The sequence below is a fragment of the Cognatundibacterium curvum genome (assembly GCF_014284235.1).
GTDB lineage: Bacteria > Pseudomonadota > Gammaproteobacteria > Burkholderiales > Burkholderiaceae_D > Undibacterium > Undibacterium curvum.
In genome coordinates this window covers 397,635-413,765 of record NZ_JACOGD010000004.1, presented here as the reverse complement: position 1 = coordinate 413,765, position 16,131 = coordinate 397,635, and the positions used below count along the sequence as shown (strand labels likewise).

Sequence of the window (16,131 nt, the reverse complement as noted above, 5' to 3'; positions counted from 1 at the left end):
AGGGCTGCTGACGAATTGCAGCCCTTTTTATTTTGTGCGAAGCGTCTTTTTGCCACCCGGGCTTTGCCGGAATTGTTCCAGTATCGCTAAAAAATTCCGGCTTGCACCGTCCAGCGTAGCCAGCGGCCGGTGCGCGATACCGATATGGCGCGGCAAGGCAGGACGTAGAGGACGCAGCTGTAGCATAGGTTGCAGCCGCGTCGGGTCAGGCGTATCCAGCGGCAGAATAGCTGCACCATAGGAAGCCGCGACCAGACTCTTCATGGCTTCCGTGTAATTCAGCTCTATCTTGGCACGCGGTGCATAACCAGCGGCTGCAAACCATTCCATAGTCAGCCGGTACATATGGGTACTGGGCTCGTTGAAAATCAGCGGCTTATCCGCCAGCCAGTCGGGTGTGATGATTTTTGGCGCTTGCCAGGCGGCTGGTAAAAACGCCATCATCGGGTCAGTACGCCAGTGACGGATGCTGATTTCTTTGGGTGGGTTTTGTGGCATCGCGACGATGCCTATATCCAGCGTGCCTTGTTCCAGCCCTTGCAGTGTTTCAGCGGAGCCAGTGATGCTGACATTCACATCAATATCCGGAAACTGGCGGCCCAGGGTTTCCATCACTTGCGGCAGTTGATACACCAGAATACCGCTGGATGCACCCAGTCTGACGCGACCTTCGACACCTGCCACCTGTCGCCCCACTGCCGCGATGGCTTCGTCGGCGTCGCGTAATAATTTCCTGCCATGCTCAGCTAGTGTGAGGCCAGCCGCTGTTGCTGTCACTCGCCGTCCACCCCGTACCAATAAAGGCGTATCGAAACGCTGTTCCAGTTCGGCGATATGCAGACTGATGGTGGGTTGCGATAAATGCAGTGCCTGTGCAGCAGCCGAGAAGGTACCCAGGTCGATGATCGCGATCAGGGTTTTTAACTGATCCAGACTCAGTTCGCGCATGCTGCCTCCTGTATAGCTAAGTAAAACAGCTTATCAGTTTTTCTGATTATATCGATCAGAATTTGTCACTTCCCTGATTTAATCTGAGGTCGCAAGATAGCAGTCAATTCTTCAGGAGGTGTGAGATGGCAAATCGAAATGGGATGGTTGCGCTGCTTAAAGCTTGCCGTAGTTGGCTGCATCAGCAGCGCATTGCACGAGGCCGAGATGCGCTGGATTTACGTGGTATGGAAGACAGAGAATTGCAGGATCTGGGTATAGGACGCAGTGAGATTCCAGGCATCCTGCAACAGGAATCGCCTGAAGAGGCCGTGTGTTTGCGCTCATTGAGCGGTACTGCAGTCAGCCTGCCAGCACTGATTACGGAACAGCAGTGCGAGGTTCAGCGCCGCTCAGCCTGACGCGCGACGCTGAAGCGTCTGCGCTATAAGTCAGCGCCTGGTGTTGACCGCATCGTCGTTCAGAATTGTATCCAGCCGCGTTTTAAAGCAACGCCGATGATCAGGATAATGCAGGAACTGTAATACAGCGCGCCCCACAGCTGACTGGCTGGTGCTGTTTTCTGCGGTGTACCTGCATATAACACGCGGCGGCAGGAGCACAAAGAAAAGGCGATGAAAGCAATGCCCACCATGCCATGCGCGACCGAGGCGTTATTGATTGCCTGCATCAGGTCTACGCAACCTAGGGCGCTGAAGCAAAATAAAGTAGCAAGCGCCATGACTTTGAATTTAGTCTGTACTGTCGCCAGATCCAGTTTGTTTGAATTCATGCTATTCATGATTAATACTCACCCAGCAGATAACCGCTGATAAAAGAAAAATACTCGCGTAACCATACGTTATAACGCAGATACAAAGGCGTTTCTGCCGTAGCGCTGGCAGTATGACTAAAGCCGGCGCGTTGCGCAATCCTGGCCGAGCGCAGACTATGAAAATCGCTGGTCACGATCAGCAAACCCTGTTCTGGTTCGACGCCATATTGCAGCAGCAGTGCGCGGCTGAAGACAAAGTTTTCATAGGTGCTGGTACTGCGTTCTTCTTGCCAGATGCGCACAGCGGGTATGCCGTGTGAACGCAGATAGTCGCTCATGATCTGCGCCTCAGTACAGTCACGCCGCCAGTCTTTACCACCACTCACCATGATCATCGCTTGTGGCAGGCGCTGCGCCTGTACGATGCCCGCGTCCAGCCGCGCAGCCAGGGTTGGCGAAGCCTGACAATGCAGCGTCCCTGAGCCCAGTATCAGTATGGTATCGACCGGCTTTCCTGCGCTGTTCAGGTCGGTTTGATAGCCATGCTGGATATGCCAGAAAAACACCGCAACGCTGCCCACCCATGCTAAAGCTGCACCCCAGCCCAGACGCCACAGCCAGCGCCGCCATGTAGCGGCGGAAAACCAGTTGCGCAAGCGCTGCCAGTAGCCACCGGCCAGAACCAGCATCAATCCTACAAATAGCGGAAAAAAAGACCCAAAATGAAAAACACCGCGCCACATGACATAGATGGCATCGATGATCAGCAGTGCACCGGGTACGATCAGCAATTGCGGAATAAAGTGAGTCAAACTAAAACGAGTCAAACGATCTTCTCCTGATTCAGGTTCTGCCAGCGCAGTGCTGCGGGCGACCAGCTTGAGAGTGTGAATTTTCTGCACCGTACTCTTGTCAATATTGAACAAACGCGGGCATTTTAACTTGCTTTCGGAGTGACTCCTATGCCTCATTTTAGTGTCCTGGTCTGGCATTATTTTCTAGTGCCAGGCGGCTCAGTGAGCGCCACCCAGCACGCTTTGAGCGGTCTGCAGATAAAACGGAATACCAAACAGGATATTGATCGGGAAGGTCAGTCCTAAAGACAGGCTGAAATACAGTGAGGGAGAAGCCTCAGGCACGGCGTAGCGCAATACTGCAGGCACAGCGATATAGGAGGCACTGGCGGCCAGCACCATGAGTAGTCCTGCATCCCCGGCTGGAATCTTTAACAGCCAGGCCAGACCCAGCGCCAGTGCTGCATGGCAGACCGGTGCCAGTACGGCCCAGGCCAGCAGCAAAGGTGACTTGTCACGCAGCTCAGGCAGACTGCGCGCGGTTTTCAGCCCCATGTCGAGCAGGAAGAAAGCCAGCATGCCCTTGAACAGATCGCCGGAAAACGGCTGCATCGCGGCTTTGCCGGTGTCGCCACTCAGGATGCCGACCAGCATGGCGCCGATCAATAGCAACTGTGCGCCATCGGTCAGCGATTCATGCACGATTTTGCCTATGCCGGAAGGCGCAGTGTTGGCTGGCGCTGCTCCGGCTTGCACGCTCCCAGTGGAAGCGGGCGCTGCCTGGCGCAAGGTGTTGGCAATTAAGACGGCGAATACGATGGCAGGTGATTCCATCAGCGCCATGGCTGCTGACATATGACCGCCATAGCTGAGTTCGTGTTTTTCCAGATATTGGGTAGCTGTGATAAAAGTGACTGCGCTGACTGAGCCATAGGTGGCTGCCAGCGCCGCTGCATCAAAGCCCGACACCAGCTTACGCAGCACCAGATAACTGAGTGTGGGGACGATCAACGCCAGCGCGACAGCAAGTCCCAGGCTGCGTGCGATGTCCCAGTTCATGCCGGAATGGGCGAGCGCGAAGCCACCTTTAAGGCCGAGTGCCATCAACAGATACAGTGATAAAAAACGCGCAATCTGGGCTGGTATCTCCAAATTTGAACGTATCAGTCCGGCGAAAATACCGAACACAAAAAACAGGATGGCGGGATCAAGTAAGCTATTCATGATGGGAGGGGCGCATAGGTATTGCGGCGCCGTTACAGAGTGGAATTGAGGCGCATGATAGGGAAGATAAACTATCAGGTAAAATCAATTTTTATCGCATTTATCATCAGGAAAAATCTATGAATGTCACTTTCCGGCAATTGAAGCTGTTTCTGGCACTGGTGGAATTACGCAGCCTGACCGCAGTGGCGCACAGCATGCATGTGACGCAGCCCACCATTTCTATGCAGATGCGTGATTTGCAGGATGCGGTAGGCTTGCCGCTGTATGAAGTGATAGGCAAGCAACTGTATATCACTGCGGCTGGTGAAGAACTGGCCATCGCTGCGCGCGCCATGACTGAGGAATGGTCAGTGTTTGCTCAGAAAATCGCTGCCATGCAAGGCCTGACCCAGGGCCGTTTGCGGCTGGCGGTAGTGAGCACTGCCAAATACTTTGTGCCGCGCATGCTGGGTGCGTTTTGCCGCGAATTCCCTGAGATAGATATCGCGCTTGAAGTACAGAACCGCGATGGCGTGCTACAGCGTTTGCGCGATAACCGTGATGATCTGACCATCATGTCGATACCACCTAAAGATCTGGATATCGAGCAGGAGATTTTTTTACCGAATCCGCTGCGTGTGATTGCTGCGGTCAGTCATCCGCTGGCAGGCAGAAAACGCCTGAAGCTCAGCGATTTAGCCGATGAGCGTTTTATTTTGCGTGAAAAAGGTTCAGGCACGCGGCTGGCCTGTGACCGCTATTTCGCGGAGCAGGGCTTCCAAGCCAGGGTCAGGCTGGAGCTGGGTAGTAATGAGGCGATCAAACAGGCGGTGGCAGCAGAGATGGGCATCGCGGTGTTATCGCAACATGCGCTGGGCGAACATCTGGTGGATGAGTCTTTGCTGGAATTACCAGTGGCCGGTTTTCCTATCCACTCTAACTGGTACATCGTTTATCCCAAAGGCAAACGCCTGACGCCGGTGGCACAGAAATTTCTGAGCTATCTGCAGGCCAGTGCGCGGGCTGAAGCGGCTGTTGTTCCGTCTGCTCCCGCTCACAGATAGTCTGCGATCTGTATCGTGTCTATCTGTTCCGGCTTCAGATAGCGTCTGGCGTAATCCAGATATACGCCGGAGCGCAGGAACAGCGCAAACAGATCCCCGTCTAAATGCCGATCTTTGACCATAAAGCGCATGATGTTCAGGGATTCCGATAAGGTTTTGCCGGTTTTATAGGGACGGTCAGAAGCGGTTAAGGCTTCGAATACATCAGCGATTGCCATGATCCTTTCTTTGACCCCCATTTGCTCAGCACTGAGGCGACGCGGATAGCCTGTGCCATTGAGTTTTTCGTGATGTGAACCTGCAAGATGTGGTACCTGGCGCAAATGCCTGGGCAAAGGCAATTGTTCCAGCAAGCGTATAGTTTGTATCATGTGCTCATTAATTTTATAGCGCTCTTCTGCTGACAGGGTACCGCGTGCCACGCACAGGTTATACAGCTCACCTCGATTGTAAAGATACTCCGGCACCTCTACCTTGAACTGATGCGGATTATTTGCAGCGATCTGATCATGTGCTTCACGTTCAATCAGATGTTCAGGTTTATCATCGAGCAGGTATTCCTGTACCGGCAGACTGGGCTCTGCGCACGCCAGCTTGCGTTGCAGATCGCTGTGAGAGATACCGATACGGTCGGATAAAGTACGCATCCAGCTGCGTTGTCCGATGGCATGGATACGCGCGATTTTTTCGGCAGATAAAAATTCAGCACCCAGATTGCAATCGGCAATCAGGCTAAATTCTTCGTCCAGTGTCGCCAGCAACTGATCGCGCTCAGCTGCCAGCCGGTGTGGCTCACCACCGGCATGCAGTCTTTGCCAGTAGTCGATTTCTGCATCGCGTTTCAAGACCTCAAAACGCATACGGATTTCATGTATACGGTCATACAGAGTTTCCAGTTTGGTCGCCTTATCGAACACGTATTCCGGCGTGGTGACCTTGCCGCAATCATGTAACCAGGCCGCGATATGCAGCTCTTCCCACTCAGCTTCTGTCATCTGGAAACTGGCGAATATACCGGCCTTCTCATCGCAGGCAGCCTTTGCCAGTTGTTTGGTCAGATCGGGAACACGTTGGCAATGACCACCGGTATAAGGGCTTTTTGCATCGATCGCCATGGCCAGCAACTGGATAAATGCTTCTAATAATTTTTTTTGTTCCCTCACCAGGCGCTGATTTTCAATTGCGATTGCCGCAGTCCCCGAAATAGCGACAGCCATGGCTTGACGGCCACTGTCGATAGTTTCACCCTCAAGTACTAATACGATCGCGCCAACCAGTTGTCTTTTCTTATCATGCAAGGGGATAGTCAGTACATACAACTGTTCAGCCGTGCTCAGGCCGGCCGGAAAAATGGCCGGAAATGCCTGTTGCAGCGCCTCTCTGCTGAGTATAGTCATGCTGCTTTCAGCATCGCCCGTACTGGTCAGCAAATGCTGCTCAGTGAAGGCAATCACTTGTTTGGGACAAGTTTCGATATTCTGATGCAGATAACGCAGCGTGCTATGGAAGGATTTTTGTTCGCTGTCAAACAAATACAGTATGCCGGCATCGGCATGACAGACCGCAGACAACTCGCTCAAAACCCTTGCCAGTAAGTTGTCGAAATTAGTTTCGGAGCTCAGATTAGCTGCGATCGACAGGAAAGAATTGATAGTGGCACGCATACCGGCCATGGCATGAGAAAGTTCAGCAATTTCCTTGATGTGGGAGCTAATTTTGGGCGGCGCCTCAAAATCAAAACGTGCAATCCGGTTTGCTTCAGAGGCCAATTGTTGCAAAGGTCGTGAGAAGCGGCGCGACATCAACAGCGTGACTGCAATGGCGATGAGCAGGAAACTCAGAAAAATCCACAGGCTGTGTTGTTTTAACTCCAGCACTTGCGCCAGCAATTCACTGTGCGGACTCACTATCAACAGCGTCAACGGGACACCGCCGGGGACTTCGATCTGACGTTGAAATCCTGACCAGTCCTGATCCAGTGCCCGTATCAGCTGGCTGTGTCCCTTTTCCTGTGGTGTCGAGGCCAGCAGCGCATGTAGCACCGGGGTATCCTGATCTTCTAGTTTTGGTAAGCGTTTACTCCCATCCGGCTCAGTAATAATTTGAGGAATAAAACTGCCGCGGCTGGCGATTTTCATTGCCAATACCTGATGTTTCTGATCGATCAGAGCCAGCCGGCTACCCGGCGTGACCTGTTGTTGCTCCAGGATCGCGAGGATGTCGGTGAGTTTGATGGCCATTTCCACTACCGCATCGGTATTACGTATTTTTTGTGAGTAGGTGATACCTATACTTTGGCCAAAGTGGAAGTAATAGGGGCCGGTGACTACCGCATGCTCAGGCTGAAGTTGTGCCTGCTGATACCAGGGGCGCTGGCGTGGATCGTAATCATTCGATGTGGTTATGTGCAGGTTCAGTTTTTCCAGCTGCGCATTGAAACTCAGCACTTGCACAGGCCTCTCGCCGTTTTGCAGGATGGTGTTTTGTACCAGCCACACCGCATCGTCTGGTAGTTTATAGATCTGACGATCCTGCGCGGAACGAATTTTCTGCAGGCGGAAAAATTCGCCGTTTGCATAACCGATCTGGACTGAGTTTGAGGTCTTGATATTCTCCAGTGCTTTGATCATGTAGGGTAAGTGTTGTAGCCGCTGTTCCAGCGTATTGCCTGCGACAGGCATGGCTTGTGCAAGCAATTCAGCCTGTTCCTTCGCATCGTTATAAACGGCCTCCAGCTTGGCTGCAGTGAATTGACCGATCAGATCGTAATTGCCAGCTGCCTGTAGCAGGATAATTTGTTCCATGCGTTGAAAGTAGATCACACCGAACACAGCAGAAAAGCAAATTAATAAGCCTAATAAGGTGTAGGAGAGATAAATCTGGAATGAGATTTGGCGGGACTTAGGCACGGTATTTTCCTCTGACTGTAATCACTGCCTGATGGGGATACTTTTGTCATGAGATCATTTGCATTTTTAGTATAAAGCTAATGCTGCATACAATATTGCAATGTTGGTAATGTCGGCGTGCTAAGGGCTAAAAAATGGCCGCGCATCGCTGCGGAGTTGTGTGGCGGTCACAAAAAAGGCCGGGAACTTGCTCCCGGCCTTACTTACCTGCGCTAATTTCTGCTTGAATTACTTTAAATAAGGTAACAGTGTTTTGATATTTCAGCGTTTTAGAACACTTACACTGCTATTGAGCCCATCGCTGAGACTGATTTGTATACTGCCGCCTGCTGGTAACTGTTGTAGCGACAGGCGCTGATCACCACCGGTGGCTGACAGCGTCAGTGCAGTGCGCTTACCATTGGTAGCGATATGGATCACGCTTAACCATGGCTGTTGCAGATGATTCCAGCGTACCCGCAGGCTGCTTGCCGTCAGATCCGTCGTCAAGGCCTGTGCTGTGACTGGCGCTGCATCTGCTGATAGTTTCAATGCAGTTGTAGCTTTAGCTGGTGCAGCGGCTGTGTTGAGCATACCTGCTTTCGGCAACAACTGGCCTTGTTTCAACACATCGATACTGACGATACCTGCAATTGCTGGCAGTACGACAGAGACATGCATACTGCCGGCATGATCGAGTTGCAGCGGTGTGAATCGGTGCAGTGTGGTTTTGCCATCATTGCTGACAATCTTCAACTGATAATCGCCTTCTTCTGCATTCGCGGTATAGCCGCTGCCGAGGAATTGTACTGGTGATGGAATAAATGTACCTCCATTCAGCTCACCTGAAATCATCATCATGTTTTGCAGCGCAGCCGGATTGGCTGCTGCCTGATTCGCTGCTGCAGCTTTGTAATTGGCTCTGGTACGAATATAGCCAGAGATTTTATTGAAGCTGTATTCAGAGAACCAGAGTTTGCCGCCGCAATAACTCATCAGATCAGGTGAACGTGAACCCAGTACCCCGGGGGATGACAAAATACCGGCGCCCTGGTTGTACAGCGGAACTTCGCTGAGCTGTGCTTTATCTGAATTAGGCCAGGGCAAAGGATCGGTCGAGAAGTAAGGGTCGGGACCGGCCGGACCGCCACAAGGTGCATGAGACAGGCTCAGGTTATGTCCGACTTCATGCATCATGGTTTCATCGGTTGCATCCGCACCGCTGCGCAAATCGCGTCCAATTGCAGCGAGTCCCGGTACATAGCCAATACCCGTTGTACCACTCCATTTCACCCAAGGTACCATGCCGTAGTAATGGTCACTGCTTTTCTCACTGACGCGCAGGTTGTTGACGAGGCTTAGTACCTGGCCCATCTGATCCTTGCCGCTGAGACTGTCATCAAAAGTGCCTGCTGGTGCCCATGGCGCATGAACCGTGACGACCACGTTCGCGAACGGCATGAGGCGTTTGACCACAGACGTCAACACTTCTGCCGTTGGGATTTGTGCAGTTTGACCATTGATGATCAGCGGCACCAGCGTGATACGCACCGTATTGGCATCATTGACGACCAGATTGGCAGACAGTGACTGACCATCACTGGTCACGATATCCATAGCGGCACCGGATTTGATCAGGCGGCCTGGGATCGTGGTGTAGCAATGCTGATTCAGTGTATAGGAAATCGCATTGCTGCTATCGTCGGCGGGCAATTTCGCCGGGCAAGTCATTGCGAATTGTTCCCCACCGATTTTTACGTTAGTGGCCGGTGTGGCCGCATCTGCACTGCGTGCATACAGATAAGCACGTACCAGCAAGTCGCGATCTGGTACCAGGGTCTGGTATTTGCTGCCGGGACGCTGTGCCAGTACCTGTGCCAGCTCCATGCTGGCGAGCCTTGTTTTGGCTACAGCTGGCGTCACGGTCAGGGTATAGCTGGCACTGGTGGCGGTGTACAAATCAGCAGGTAAGCTGGCAGTGATGACCGTGGTGCCTGCATTCAGGGCGCTGACATTGCCAGTCGTTGCATCAACCGTAGCTACAGCCGGATTACTGCTGTTGTAGCGGATCGCAAAGCTGTTCAGTGCCGCACCGCTCAGGGTTTTTGCAGTTGCCAGTTGTATCGCTGTGCCAGTCACACCGCTGACGACAGATTTACTGGCTTCAGCAAAGCTCAACACGGCAGGCGTCACGCAACTGATGCTGATTGTCACGTCGCTGTTGGCAATTGAAGTACGGCCAGTCGGCGTAGCGCTGCAGCTTTGGCCGCTGGCCGGTTGTGCAGAAATCGTAGCACCATATTTTTCACCGTTGAGGACGGGAATGAAGCTGGTTTTGCTGCCATTAGCAGAAATCGTTTCCGTACCTCGCACCCATCCATTGTCGGCATAGCCGTCAACTACCAGGCTCAGATTGTTGCCGGTGCTGTTATCAAAGCCACTGGTCGTCAGGGTGATTTTGTAACGTGCGCGCGTACTGGCCGTGCTGGCCGGACTGTTGTCTGAACACAGACTATCGATACAGGCTTGTAACTGATAGCTGTACGCTGTGCCCGGTTCTAAGCCTGCATCTGCAAAGCTGAGTGCACTCAGGGCGTCGCCACCCACTTGTACTCCATTACGTTTGAGTACATAACGATTCGCGCCGCTGATCGCAGTCCAGGAGACTGTCAGGCTGCTGCTATTGGTGACCGCCACGCTGGGCGCAGCCGGTATTGCTGGTGCGACTGGCGGTTTGGGTGGTGTCACCACTTCTGCCAACGTCTGCACGCTGAGTGCCGTGCTCCAGTCTGAGCAAGTGTTGCCATTACAAGCTTGCAAGCGATAGCTATATTTGGTCGCCGCCGCCAGGCCGCTGTCGAGGTAAGTGACTTGACGGATATCAGCACCGTTCGCGATCAGCTGAGCATTTCTTTCCAACTTGTAGCTGGATGCACCGTCCACTGCGGTCCATTCCAGACTGATTTGATTGCTTTCAATTTTAGCTGCGCGTGGCACGCCTGGGGTCGCGATAGTCACAGCCTTAGGCTTGGTTTTGCCTGCTAGTTCTACGTGCTTGGAGCAGCCCGTACTGGCACATGCATGCAGACGATACATATAGTCGGTACCGGGCGCCAGATTGGAATCCTGATAGCTATTGCTGTTAGGGCGGGACACTAACTGAAATGCTGCCTGATCTTGTGGGTTGGTGTTATTACGCCAAATTTCATAGTAGCTGGCACCGGCTACCGCCTGCCAGTTGAGTGTGAGTGTGGTATCTGAGCTTGCTTGCACAGCAGCACCACCGACGGTAGCTGGCACCTGTGCGGTCGCGCCGCTGCTGGCTGGCGTTTCTGAAGTAGAACCTCCGCCACCACCACAAGCGGTCAGGGTGACAGCGACACAAGTCGCGGTCAAAAGTTGCAAAGTTGCTTTCATCATAGACCTCTGAGGAAGACGAAATCAGGTAGTTTGACCTGAAAAACATAGCAAAAACAGAAACTCTGTTTCTGAAATAAGGGGAGTAAATCGATGCATACAGCACGGATGCACACATCCTGCCGCAGGAAGTTCCTAGCAGCAATGAAGATTACAAACGGAAACTAATTTCGCCTATTGCACTTTGGGGCAGGAAAGCGGGGATTGTGTAAAGATATGTAAGTGGGGTAATTAAAGCTAGACATGCCTGTCTTATTGTAAATCGTTGAGGCAGATCCGCATGAACAGGGCTTAGCCGTACCGGACAAAAAAAAACCAAGCGCCAGCGCTTGGTTTTTTTGAATTCTGGTGGAGTCGGCGGGAATCGAACCCGCGATATATCCAGTGTTTATGCGGGTTTCGAGAGGGTGGCTGTCTTATTGTTGTCATTCCCGAATAAACTCTCTGCCCGGCTGCCTGCGCCGGTATCCGCGTCCGGCATCCATTTCCCGTACACGCGGGCGATCATCGTCCAGTCTGCGTGGCCCATTTGTTTCGCGACCCACATCGGGTGTTCCCCAGCGCTCAGCATCATCGATGCGTAGGTGTGTCGGGTTTGATATGGGTTTCTATAGCGTACCTTCGCTTTTTTCAGTAATGGCTCAAACATCCGCTTGCGGATAGGCTGATCGCCAGCCCACCGTTCGCCGGTTGCGGGATTCTGAAACACTTCTTTCCCGGCCAGGTAGGTGAATTGCTTCTGTGCAATGATCGCATCGAGCGCTGGCCCCAGCAATTTGACTTCCCGCAGGCCGCTGATCGTTTTTGTTGTCTCCGCCTCATCTGATTTTTGCGTCAGGGCTTTATCGACAATGATCACATTGCGCACAAAGTCCACATCCTCCCAGTTGAGCGCAACATACTCAGACGTGCGCAGACCTGTCCAGAAGGCAAACTGCAGCAGGTTCTTTGCCTGGCCGGTTGCTGTGTCCAGGATGAGCTTTTGTTCTTCTTTGGAGAATGGGTCGATCTTGAGTTTTTTCTTTGGCGCGTCTTGCTTGCTGTAAGTCCATCCTGCCAGTGGGTTCGTCTCGATCAGTTCGTCCTCTGCAGCATCATGCAGGGCTTTGCGTAGTGGGCTTTGGATGTTGGCCAGCGTTTTGTTAGTGCAGGTCTGCAGTGAGAGTATTTCTCTGACATGCAGCCGCTTGATTTCAGCTAATTTGAGGTGACCGAACCAGGGGATTAGTTTGTAGTCGACGATTTTTCTATAACCATCGTATGCTGATACCTTGAGTTCAGGCTTTCGGCTGGACAGCCACTGTTCGAGGTATTCGCCCAGGTATTGCACTTCACCTTTGTATTCTGCGAATTTAGCGGCGTTTGCTGAGTTTGGAAATGTTGCTGAGTAGTCGAATGAGTTGGTTGCTATCGCGTGCAGGATTGCTGCGCGGTGCTGCTCTGCGCGCTTTAAATTAGCGGGGGTGGGCTTGAGCGGTAGGCGCTCGCGGCAGCGCTTGCCTTGATAGGTAAAGGTGATTTCAATGCTGCTTTGCGACGCACTTTTAACGCCGCTCCCGTCTCTACCCATTTTTCATACCCTTGTACGTCAATCAAAATGCGCCCGTCTGGCGCTTTGATCCAGACGGAGCTTTCAGGCCAAATTCCGTCACGAATTTTCGTGCGTATTGCATCCTCGGAGTAACCCGATTCGATGGAGAATTTAGCGATGGTCAAATAGCGTAACATTTTTTGTACAAAAGCGGAAATATGGGTAGGACAGTGCGTCGGGGTTTCTTGTGGCTGTTCGAAAACTACCAGGAAGGCGGGCTTGATCTTCCTGGGCGTTCTGTCAGTGCGATCCGGATTTTCTGGATTGCCTTAGCTACTGCGCCTGGCTTATAAGAGCCGCTGCAGGCGTGATCTTCGACAAATGGCAGTGCAACATGAAGTGCTGCTACCAGTTCGTCTTCCCGCCTCGTAGTTGCTCCGTTGGCGACGTTTTGAATGTCACCCCATTGTTCTGGGGTGATCTGAACATTCTCAATGTCGCTGCTATAGCCGCTTTTTGCTCGTAGCTTTAGGCTCAGAGTTCCCATTTTTTCTGTGCCTGACGCGCATGTGCATGCACGTCCCTGGTTGCAGTTGTGTGTGCATTGGTTCATGGTTTTCATGTCAGCCCCGTAGTCTGTGTTTAGTGATGCCGGTAATGCCTGGTGGCAGGCTGCCGGGTGGGGTTCTGATTGGTGCCATTTCGAGGAAATTGCTGCCGGCAGCGCCAGTCGCTTTTGCGTATTCAACCTCAACTTTTGCACTATTGATGATTGTTTGGGCGACTTCGGATATGGCCTTGGCTCTATCAATATCCATGGGCTTATCTTTGTCATTTAAAGCAGTCAACGTATTGAACAAATGACTGCGCAGGGTTTCGATGTTATTCATGATTTTCCTTAGTGACGCGGTTAATTTTTCGATTGATGACTGCTCGGAGCCGAACTACTTCAACCAACTCTTTTGGCAGGTTGTGGACAGTATTTCTCTTCATGTTTTCTGCCAGTGAAATACACTCGACTTTCTCAATAGTTATCTCATCTAAAACAGTTGTTCGTGTTCCTGGCTTAAAAACTACAATGTGTTTTTCTGGTACGGCTCCATTTGATTCGACCCAAACCAGCTCGTGTACACCGCGCCATCGATTACTATTGCTGCCTTTGTTGTTGCTTATTTTTCGTTGCAAGGTGCCGTCTTTGGTGATCCGATAGCTTCCGATCGCTTGTGTATTGGGTGCCGTTTGACCAGGTTTGAATTGTGTTTGTTTTCCGCCGAGATTTAGTCCTTTTAGTCCCTGGTTCCAGCTGGTTTGACCTTTAAAAAAACGAGTGCCTTTGCCGTGCTGGCCATTGGTTCTTCCAGATTTTTCCCCGGAATAAAACTCCGCTGATTTTTTAAGGCCAAGCGCTTTTGCCTTCCTATAAATGTGATGCGTTTTCATACCTAGAGAGCTGGCAATGTCGGCTGCTAACTGGTCTGCGTACTGCTGCTTCAGTATTTCAATCTTTTCTGCAGTCCATTTAGCGCGAGTCAGGATTCCTCGAGATTTAGTCATGCTGCCTCCGCCTTTTTCTTGAGCGAAAGAGTAGGGCGTTTGATGGGTATAGCATCGACCGGCCGCTCCAGATCTGCGCGTACCTGGTCGACGTCGATACCCTCGGTTTTTGCGATGTTTATCAGTGCGTCGTACTCCAGGGTTTGGTTTGGATTATTCCAGCCGATGCTGAAAGCTTCACCGAGTAACATGTCGAGCATGATGTTCATCACGGTAGCCTTGTCCGCCAGGTCGATGTAGGTGTGAACTGCAGCGTCGGAGCCATCAGTGCCGAACGGATATAGGTCGGCAAGTACATCATCAGGGATGGCATAGGTGCAGAGCAGCAGTTTTGCCAATTCTCGTAGCGATTCGATTGTGAAGTTAACGAACCCGTTTAGTCGGATGCGCTTGTACGTAGCAATGCGGAATGCCAGCTCTTTTTCTGCTTTCGCTTTTGCCAGATCTTCCTGCCTGCAGCGTTCCAGGTATGGATCTGTAGCTGTAGCTTTGAGTGTGGCCGCGCCAATGGTAATTGCTGGACGTTGTGAGTCTTTTTGTTCTTCTGGAAAGTAAGTGTCTTTGTACTTAGTTGCTGCATTTTTGTCGAAGGCTTCCAGGAGGTTGTCACAATACCCTGCTTTTTCCAGTGCGGCCTGGACGTGATTTACGTCGTAAAGTGGAGTAAATTTATTTGAATCCGACAGTGCATAGGCTGCAGGCGTGCCAAGCTGAACCTTATTTAAAACCGCACAGATAGCCTGTTTTGATTTATTGTTTTTGTGATGGTGCGGAAAGGCTGTAATGAATGTGGACTCAATCACATAATTTCCACTCCCATTTCTTGCATCATTCAGCGCCTGAACAAAGTCCTCGCCGCGAAATACTGGCAAGTTGTTTCTCAAGTACTTCGCTACTTTGTTTTCCGTGGCCGCACCAGTTTTATCTGCAAAGCAATCGGGGTCAGTGCAAACGTCTGGATTAATGTCCGTAAAAATCTCAGGTTGATTGCCGGTGCGCTTTGGGCATTTGGCGCAGCAGGGTGCCTCTGTCAGCTTGCTATCTGCAATGTCGAAAGTGGCATCAGCTAATTTCAAGGTGTAGCGGTTGGTAATGTGGCGCTGTGCCTCTCGGACAGAGAGTGGTTCCTCTCTAAATGATGGTGTCAGGATTTCTTTGCAGGCGCGTATCTGGAGTGCTGGCACAGGGATTCTGGCGAGCAGCAGCGCCGTCGATGCATCGAATTTTTTCGCATAAAAGTCGCCATGCAGTGGAGCGGCTAAGGAACATAATTTCAGGCGGCCGTAAATATAGCTCTTTGACCGATTCAGTTTTTCGATCAGCATTTCGACGGTCCAGCCGTGTTTGAACATCAGGTTTTGATAACCCAGGGCTTCTTCCAGCGGGTGTGGATCTTCGCGCTGCAGGTTCTCAATGATCTGCACTTCTGCAGCCTGTTCATCCGACATGTTTCTGCACATGGCCGGGATAGTAGCGAGGCCAGCGATGATGCTTGCGCGATAGCGGCGCTCACCGGCTACGATTTCGTATTCCTCAGGCTCTTCTGCTGTTGGCGTGACAGGGCGAATTAGGATAGGTTCGAGTACTCCCATCGCTTTGACGGTCGCCGCCAGTTCAGCCAGCTTTGTTTCGTCAAAATGTTTGCGGTTGGTTTTCGAGATCCGGATTTTGCTGATTTCATAGATGCCGAATACGCCGGAATCTGTTGTCTGCTCATTGGCTACGATGGCCGTAGCTATTTTTTTCTTAGCGACCATGATTGCTCCGTGTGATTGTGCTTGCTAGGTTCATGTGCGGTGCTGTCAGCTCCTGGACTGGGATTGCGGTCTCGCGGACGTCTAGTGGGTTCAATGAGACTATTCGCACCAGGGCAATGCGCTGGCCGTTCGTGATGTCGGTTTTGAAGCCGACAATATGGCCATTGCCAAGTGCTGCTGCGGTTGTGGCGACGCTGTCGCCTATGCTGAATCCGTGA

At 51.8% G+C, this 16,131-nt stretch carries 12 protein-coding genes; 2 read left to right on the top strand and 10 right to left on the bottom strand.

All coding sequences use genetic code 11. The features are described 5' to 3' along the window. Positions 1-27: 27 nt before the first annotated feature. A complete protein-coding gene (locus H8K43_RS10075) occupies positions 28-948 on the bottom strand; it encodes a LysR family transcriptional regulator (RefSeq protein WP_186903699.1) in 921 nt (306 codons plus the stop codon). 125 nt (positions 949-1,073) lie between these two features. Here H8K43_RS10075 and H8K43_RS10070 point away from each other — a divergent pair, with 125 nt between their 5' ends. Then, positions 1,074-1,349 carry a hypothetical protein gene (locus tag H8K43_RS10070; RefSeq protein ID WP_186903698.1) on the top strand — a complete coding sequence of 92 codons (276 nt, stop codon included), beginning with the start codon at positions 1,074-1,076 and terminating at the stop codon, positions 1,347-1,349. Between the two features lie 59 nt (positions 1,350-1,408). Here the strand turns inward: H8K43_RS10070 and H8K43_RS10065 are convergent, their stop codons facing one another. The 3 genes from H8K43_RS10065 to H8K43_RS10055 all read right to left on the bottom strand — a co-directional run bounded on the left by H8K43_RS10065 (position 1,409) and on the right by H8K43_RS10055 (position 3,720). Beyond that, positions 1,409-1,720 carry a hypothetical protein gene (locus H8K43_RS10065; RefSeq protein ID WP_186903697.1) on the bottom strand — a complete coding sequence of 104 codons (312 nt, stop codon included), beginning with the start codon at positions 1,718-1,720 and terminating at the stop codon, positions 1,409-1,411. A gap of 11 nt (positions 1,721-1,731) precedes the next feature. Then, the gene (locus H8K43_RS10060; protein ID WP_230403815.1) at positions 1,732-2,529 is read right to left on the bottom strand and encodes a YdcF family protein; all 798 of its coding nucleotides are present in this window, start codon (positions 2,527-2,529) and stop codon (positions 1,732-1,734) included. Between the two features lie 186 nt (positions 2,530-2,715). Then, positions 2,716-3,720: a sodium-dependent bicarbonate transport family permease gene (locus tag H8K43_RS10055; RefSeq protein ID WP_186903696.1), complete on the bottom strand. Its 1,005-nt coding sequence runs from the start codon at positions 3,718-3,720 to the stop codon at positions 2,716-2,718. A gap of 119 nt (positions 3,721-3,839) precedes the next feature. Between H8K43_RS10055 and H8K43_RS10050 the strand changes: the two genes are divergently transcribed. Then, on the top strand, positions 3,840-4,766 hold the full coding sequence (locus H8K43_RS10050; protein ID WP_186903695.1) for a LysR family transcriptional regulator: 927 nt from the start codon (positions 3,840-3,842) through the stop codon (positions 4,764-4,766). Here the strand turns inward: H8K43_RS10050 and H8K43_RS19185 are convergent. The 6 genes from H8K43_RS19185 to H8K43_RS10020 form a co-directional block, all read right to left on the bottom strand. Next, positions 4,757-7,675 carry an HD domain-containing phosphohydrolase gene (locus H8K43_RS19185; protein WP_186903694.1) on the bottom strand — a complete coding sequence of 973 codons (2,919 nt, stop codon included), beginning with the start codon at positions 7,673-7,675 and terminating at the stop codon, positions 4,757-4,759. The two genes, H8K43_RS10050 and H8K43_RS19185, sit on opposite strands and share 10 nt — an antisense overlap. 261 nt (positions 7,676-7,936) lie before the next feature. Next, a complete protein-coding gene (locus H8K43_RS10040) occupies positions 7,937-11,074 on the bottom strand; it encodes an Ig-like domain-containing protein (RefSeq protein ID WP_186903693.1) in 3,138 nt (1,045 codons plus the stop codon). Between the two features lie 385 nt (positions 11,075-11,459). Further along, positions 11,460-12,641, bottom strand: coding sequence for a tyrosine-type recombinase/integrase (locus H8K43_RS10035; protein WP_186903692.1), 1,182 nt, complete (start codon positions 12,639-12,641; stop codon positions 11,460-11,462). Positions 12,642-13,225: 584 nt separating this feature from the next. Next, positions 13,226-13,492: a hypothetical protein gene (locus tag H8K43_RS10030; RefSeq protein ID WP_186903691.1), complete on the bottom strand. Its 267-nt coding sequence runs from the start codon at positions 13,490-13,492 to the stop codon at positions 13,226-13,228. After that, the gene (locus tag H8K43_RS10025; protein WP_186903690.1) at positions 13,485-14,156 is read right to left on the bottom strand and encodes an HNH endonuclease family protein; all 672 of its coding nucleotides are present in this window, start codon (positions 14,154-14,156) and stop codon (positions 13,485-13,487) included. Before H8K43_RS10025 ends, H8K43_RS10030 begins: the two co-directional genes overlap by 8 nt. Then, the gene (locus H8K43_RS10020; RefSeq protein WP_186903689.1) at positions 14,153-15,913 is read right to left on the bottom strand and encodes a ParB/RepB/Spo0J family partition protein; all 1,761 of its coding nucleotides are present in this window, start codon (positions 15,911-15,913) and stop codon (positions 14,153-14,155) included. Before H8K43_RS10020 ends, H8K43_RS10025 begins: the two co-directional genes overlap by 4 nt. Between the last annotated feature and the right edge of the window lie 218 nt (positions 15,914-16,131).

What these genes read in the sequence shown, in the direction of transcription:
- H8K43_RS10035 (WP_186903692.1), bottom strand. Translation starts at nt 12,641, where the DNA reads ATGGGTAGAGACGGGAGCGGCGTTAAAAGTGCGTCGCAAAGCAGCATT.
- H8K43_RS10050 (WP_186903695.1), top strand. Translation starts at nt 3,840, where the DNA reads ATGAATGTCACTTTCCGGCAATTGAAGCTGTTTCTGGCACTGGTGGAA.
- H8K43_RS10030 (WP_186903691.1), bottom strand. Translation starts at nt 13,492, where the DNA reads ATGAATAACATCGAAACCCTGCGCAGTCATTTGTTCAATACGTTGACT.
- H8K43_RS10075 (WP_186903699.1), bottom strand. Translation starts at nt 948, where the DNA reads ATGCGCGAACTGAGTCTGGATCAGTTAAAAACCCTGATCGCGATCATC.
- H8K43_RS10020 (WP_186903689.1), bottom strand. Translation starts at nt 15,913, where the DNA reads ATGGTCGCTAAGAAAAAAATAGCTACGGCCATCGTAGCCAATGAGCAG.
- H8K43_RS10040 (WP_186903693.1), bottom strand. Translation starts at nt 11,074, where the DNA reads ATGATGAAAGCAACTTTGCAACTTTTGACCGCGACTTGTGTCGCTGTC.
- H8K43_RS10055 (WP_186903696.1), bottom strand. Translation starts at nt 3,720, where the DNA reads ATGAATAGCTTACTTGATCCCGCCATCCTGTTTTTTGTGTTCGGTATT.
- H8K43_RS10025 (WP_186903690.1), bottom strand. Translation starts at nt 14,156, where the DNA reads ATGACTAAATCTCGAGGAATCCTGACTCGCGCTAAATGGACTGCAGAA.
- H8K43_RS10065 (WP_186903697.1), bottom strand. Translation starts at nt 1,720, where the DNA reads ATGAATTCAAACAAACTGGATCTGGCGACAGTACAGACTAAATTCAAA.
- H8K43_RS10070 (WP_186903698.1), top strand. Translation starts at nt 1,074, where the DNA reads ATGGCAAATCGAAATGGGATGGTTGCGCTGCTTAAAGCTTGCCGTAGT.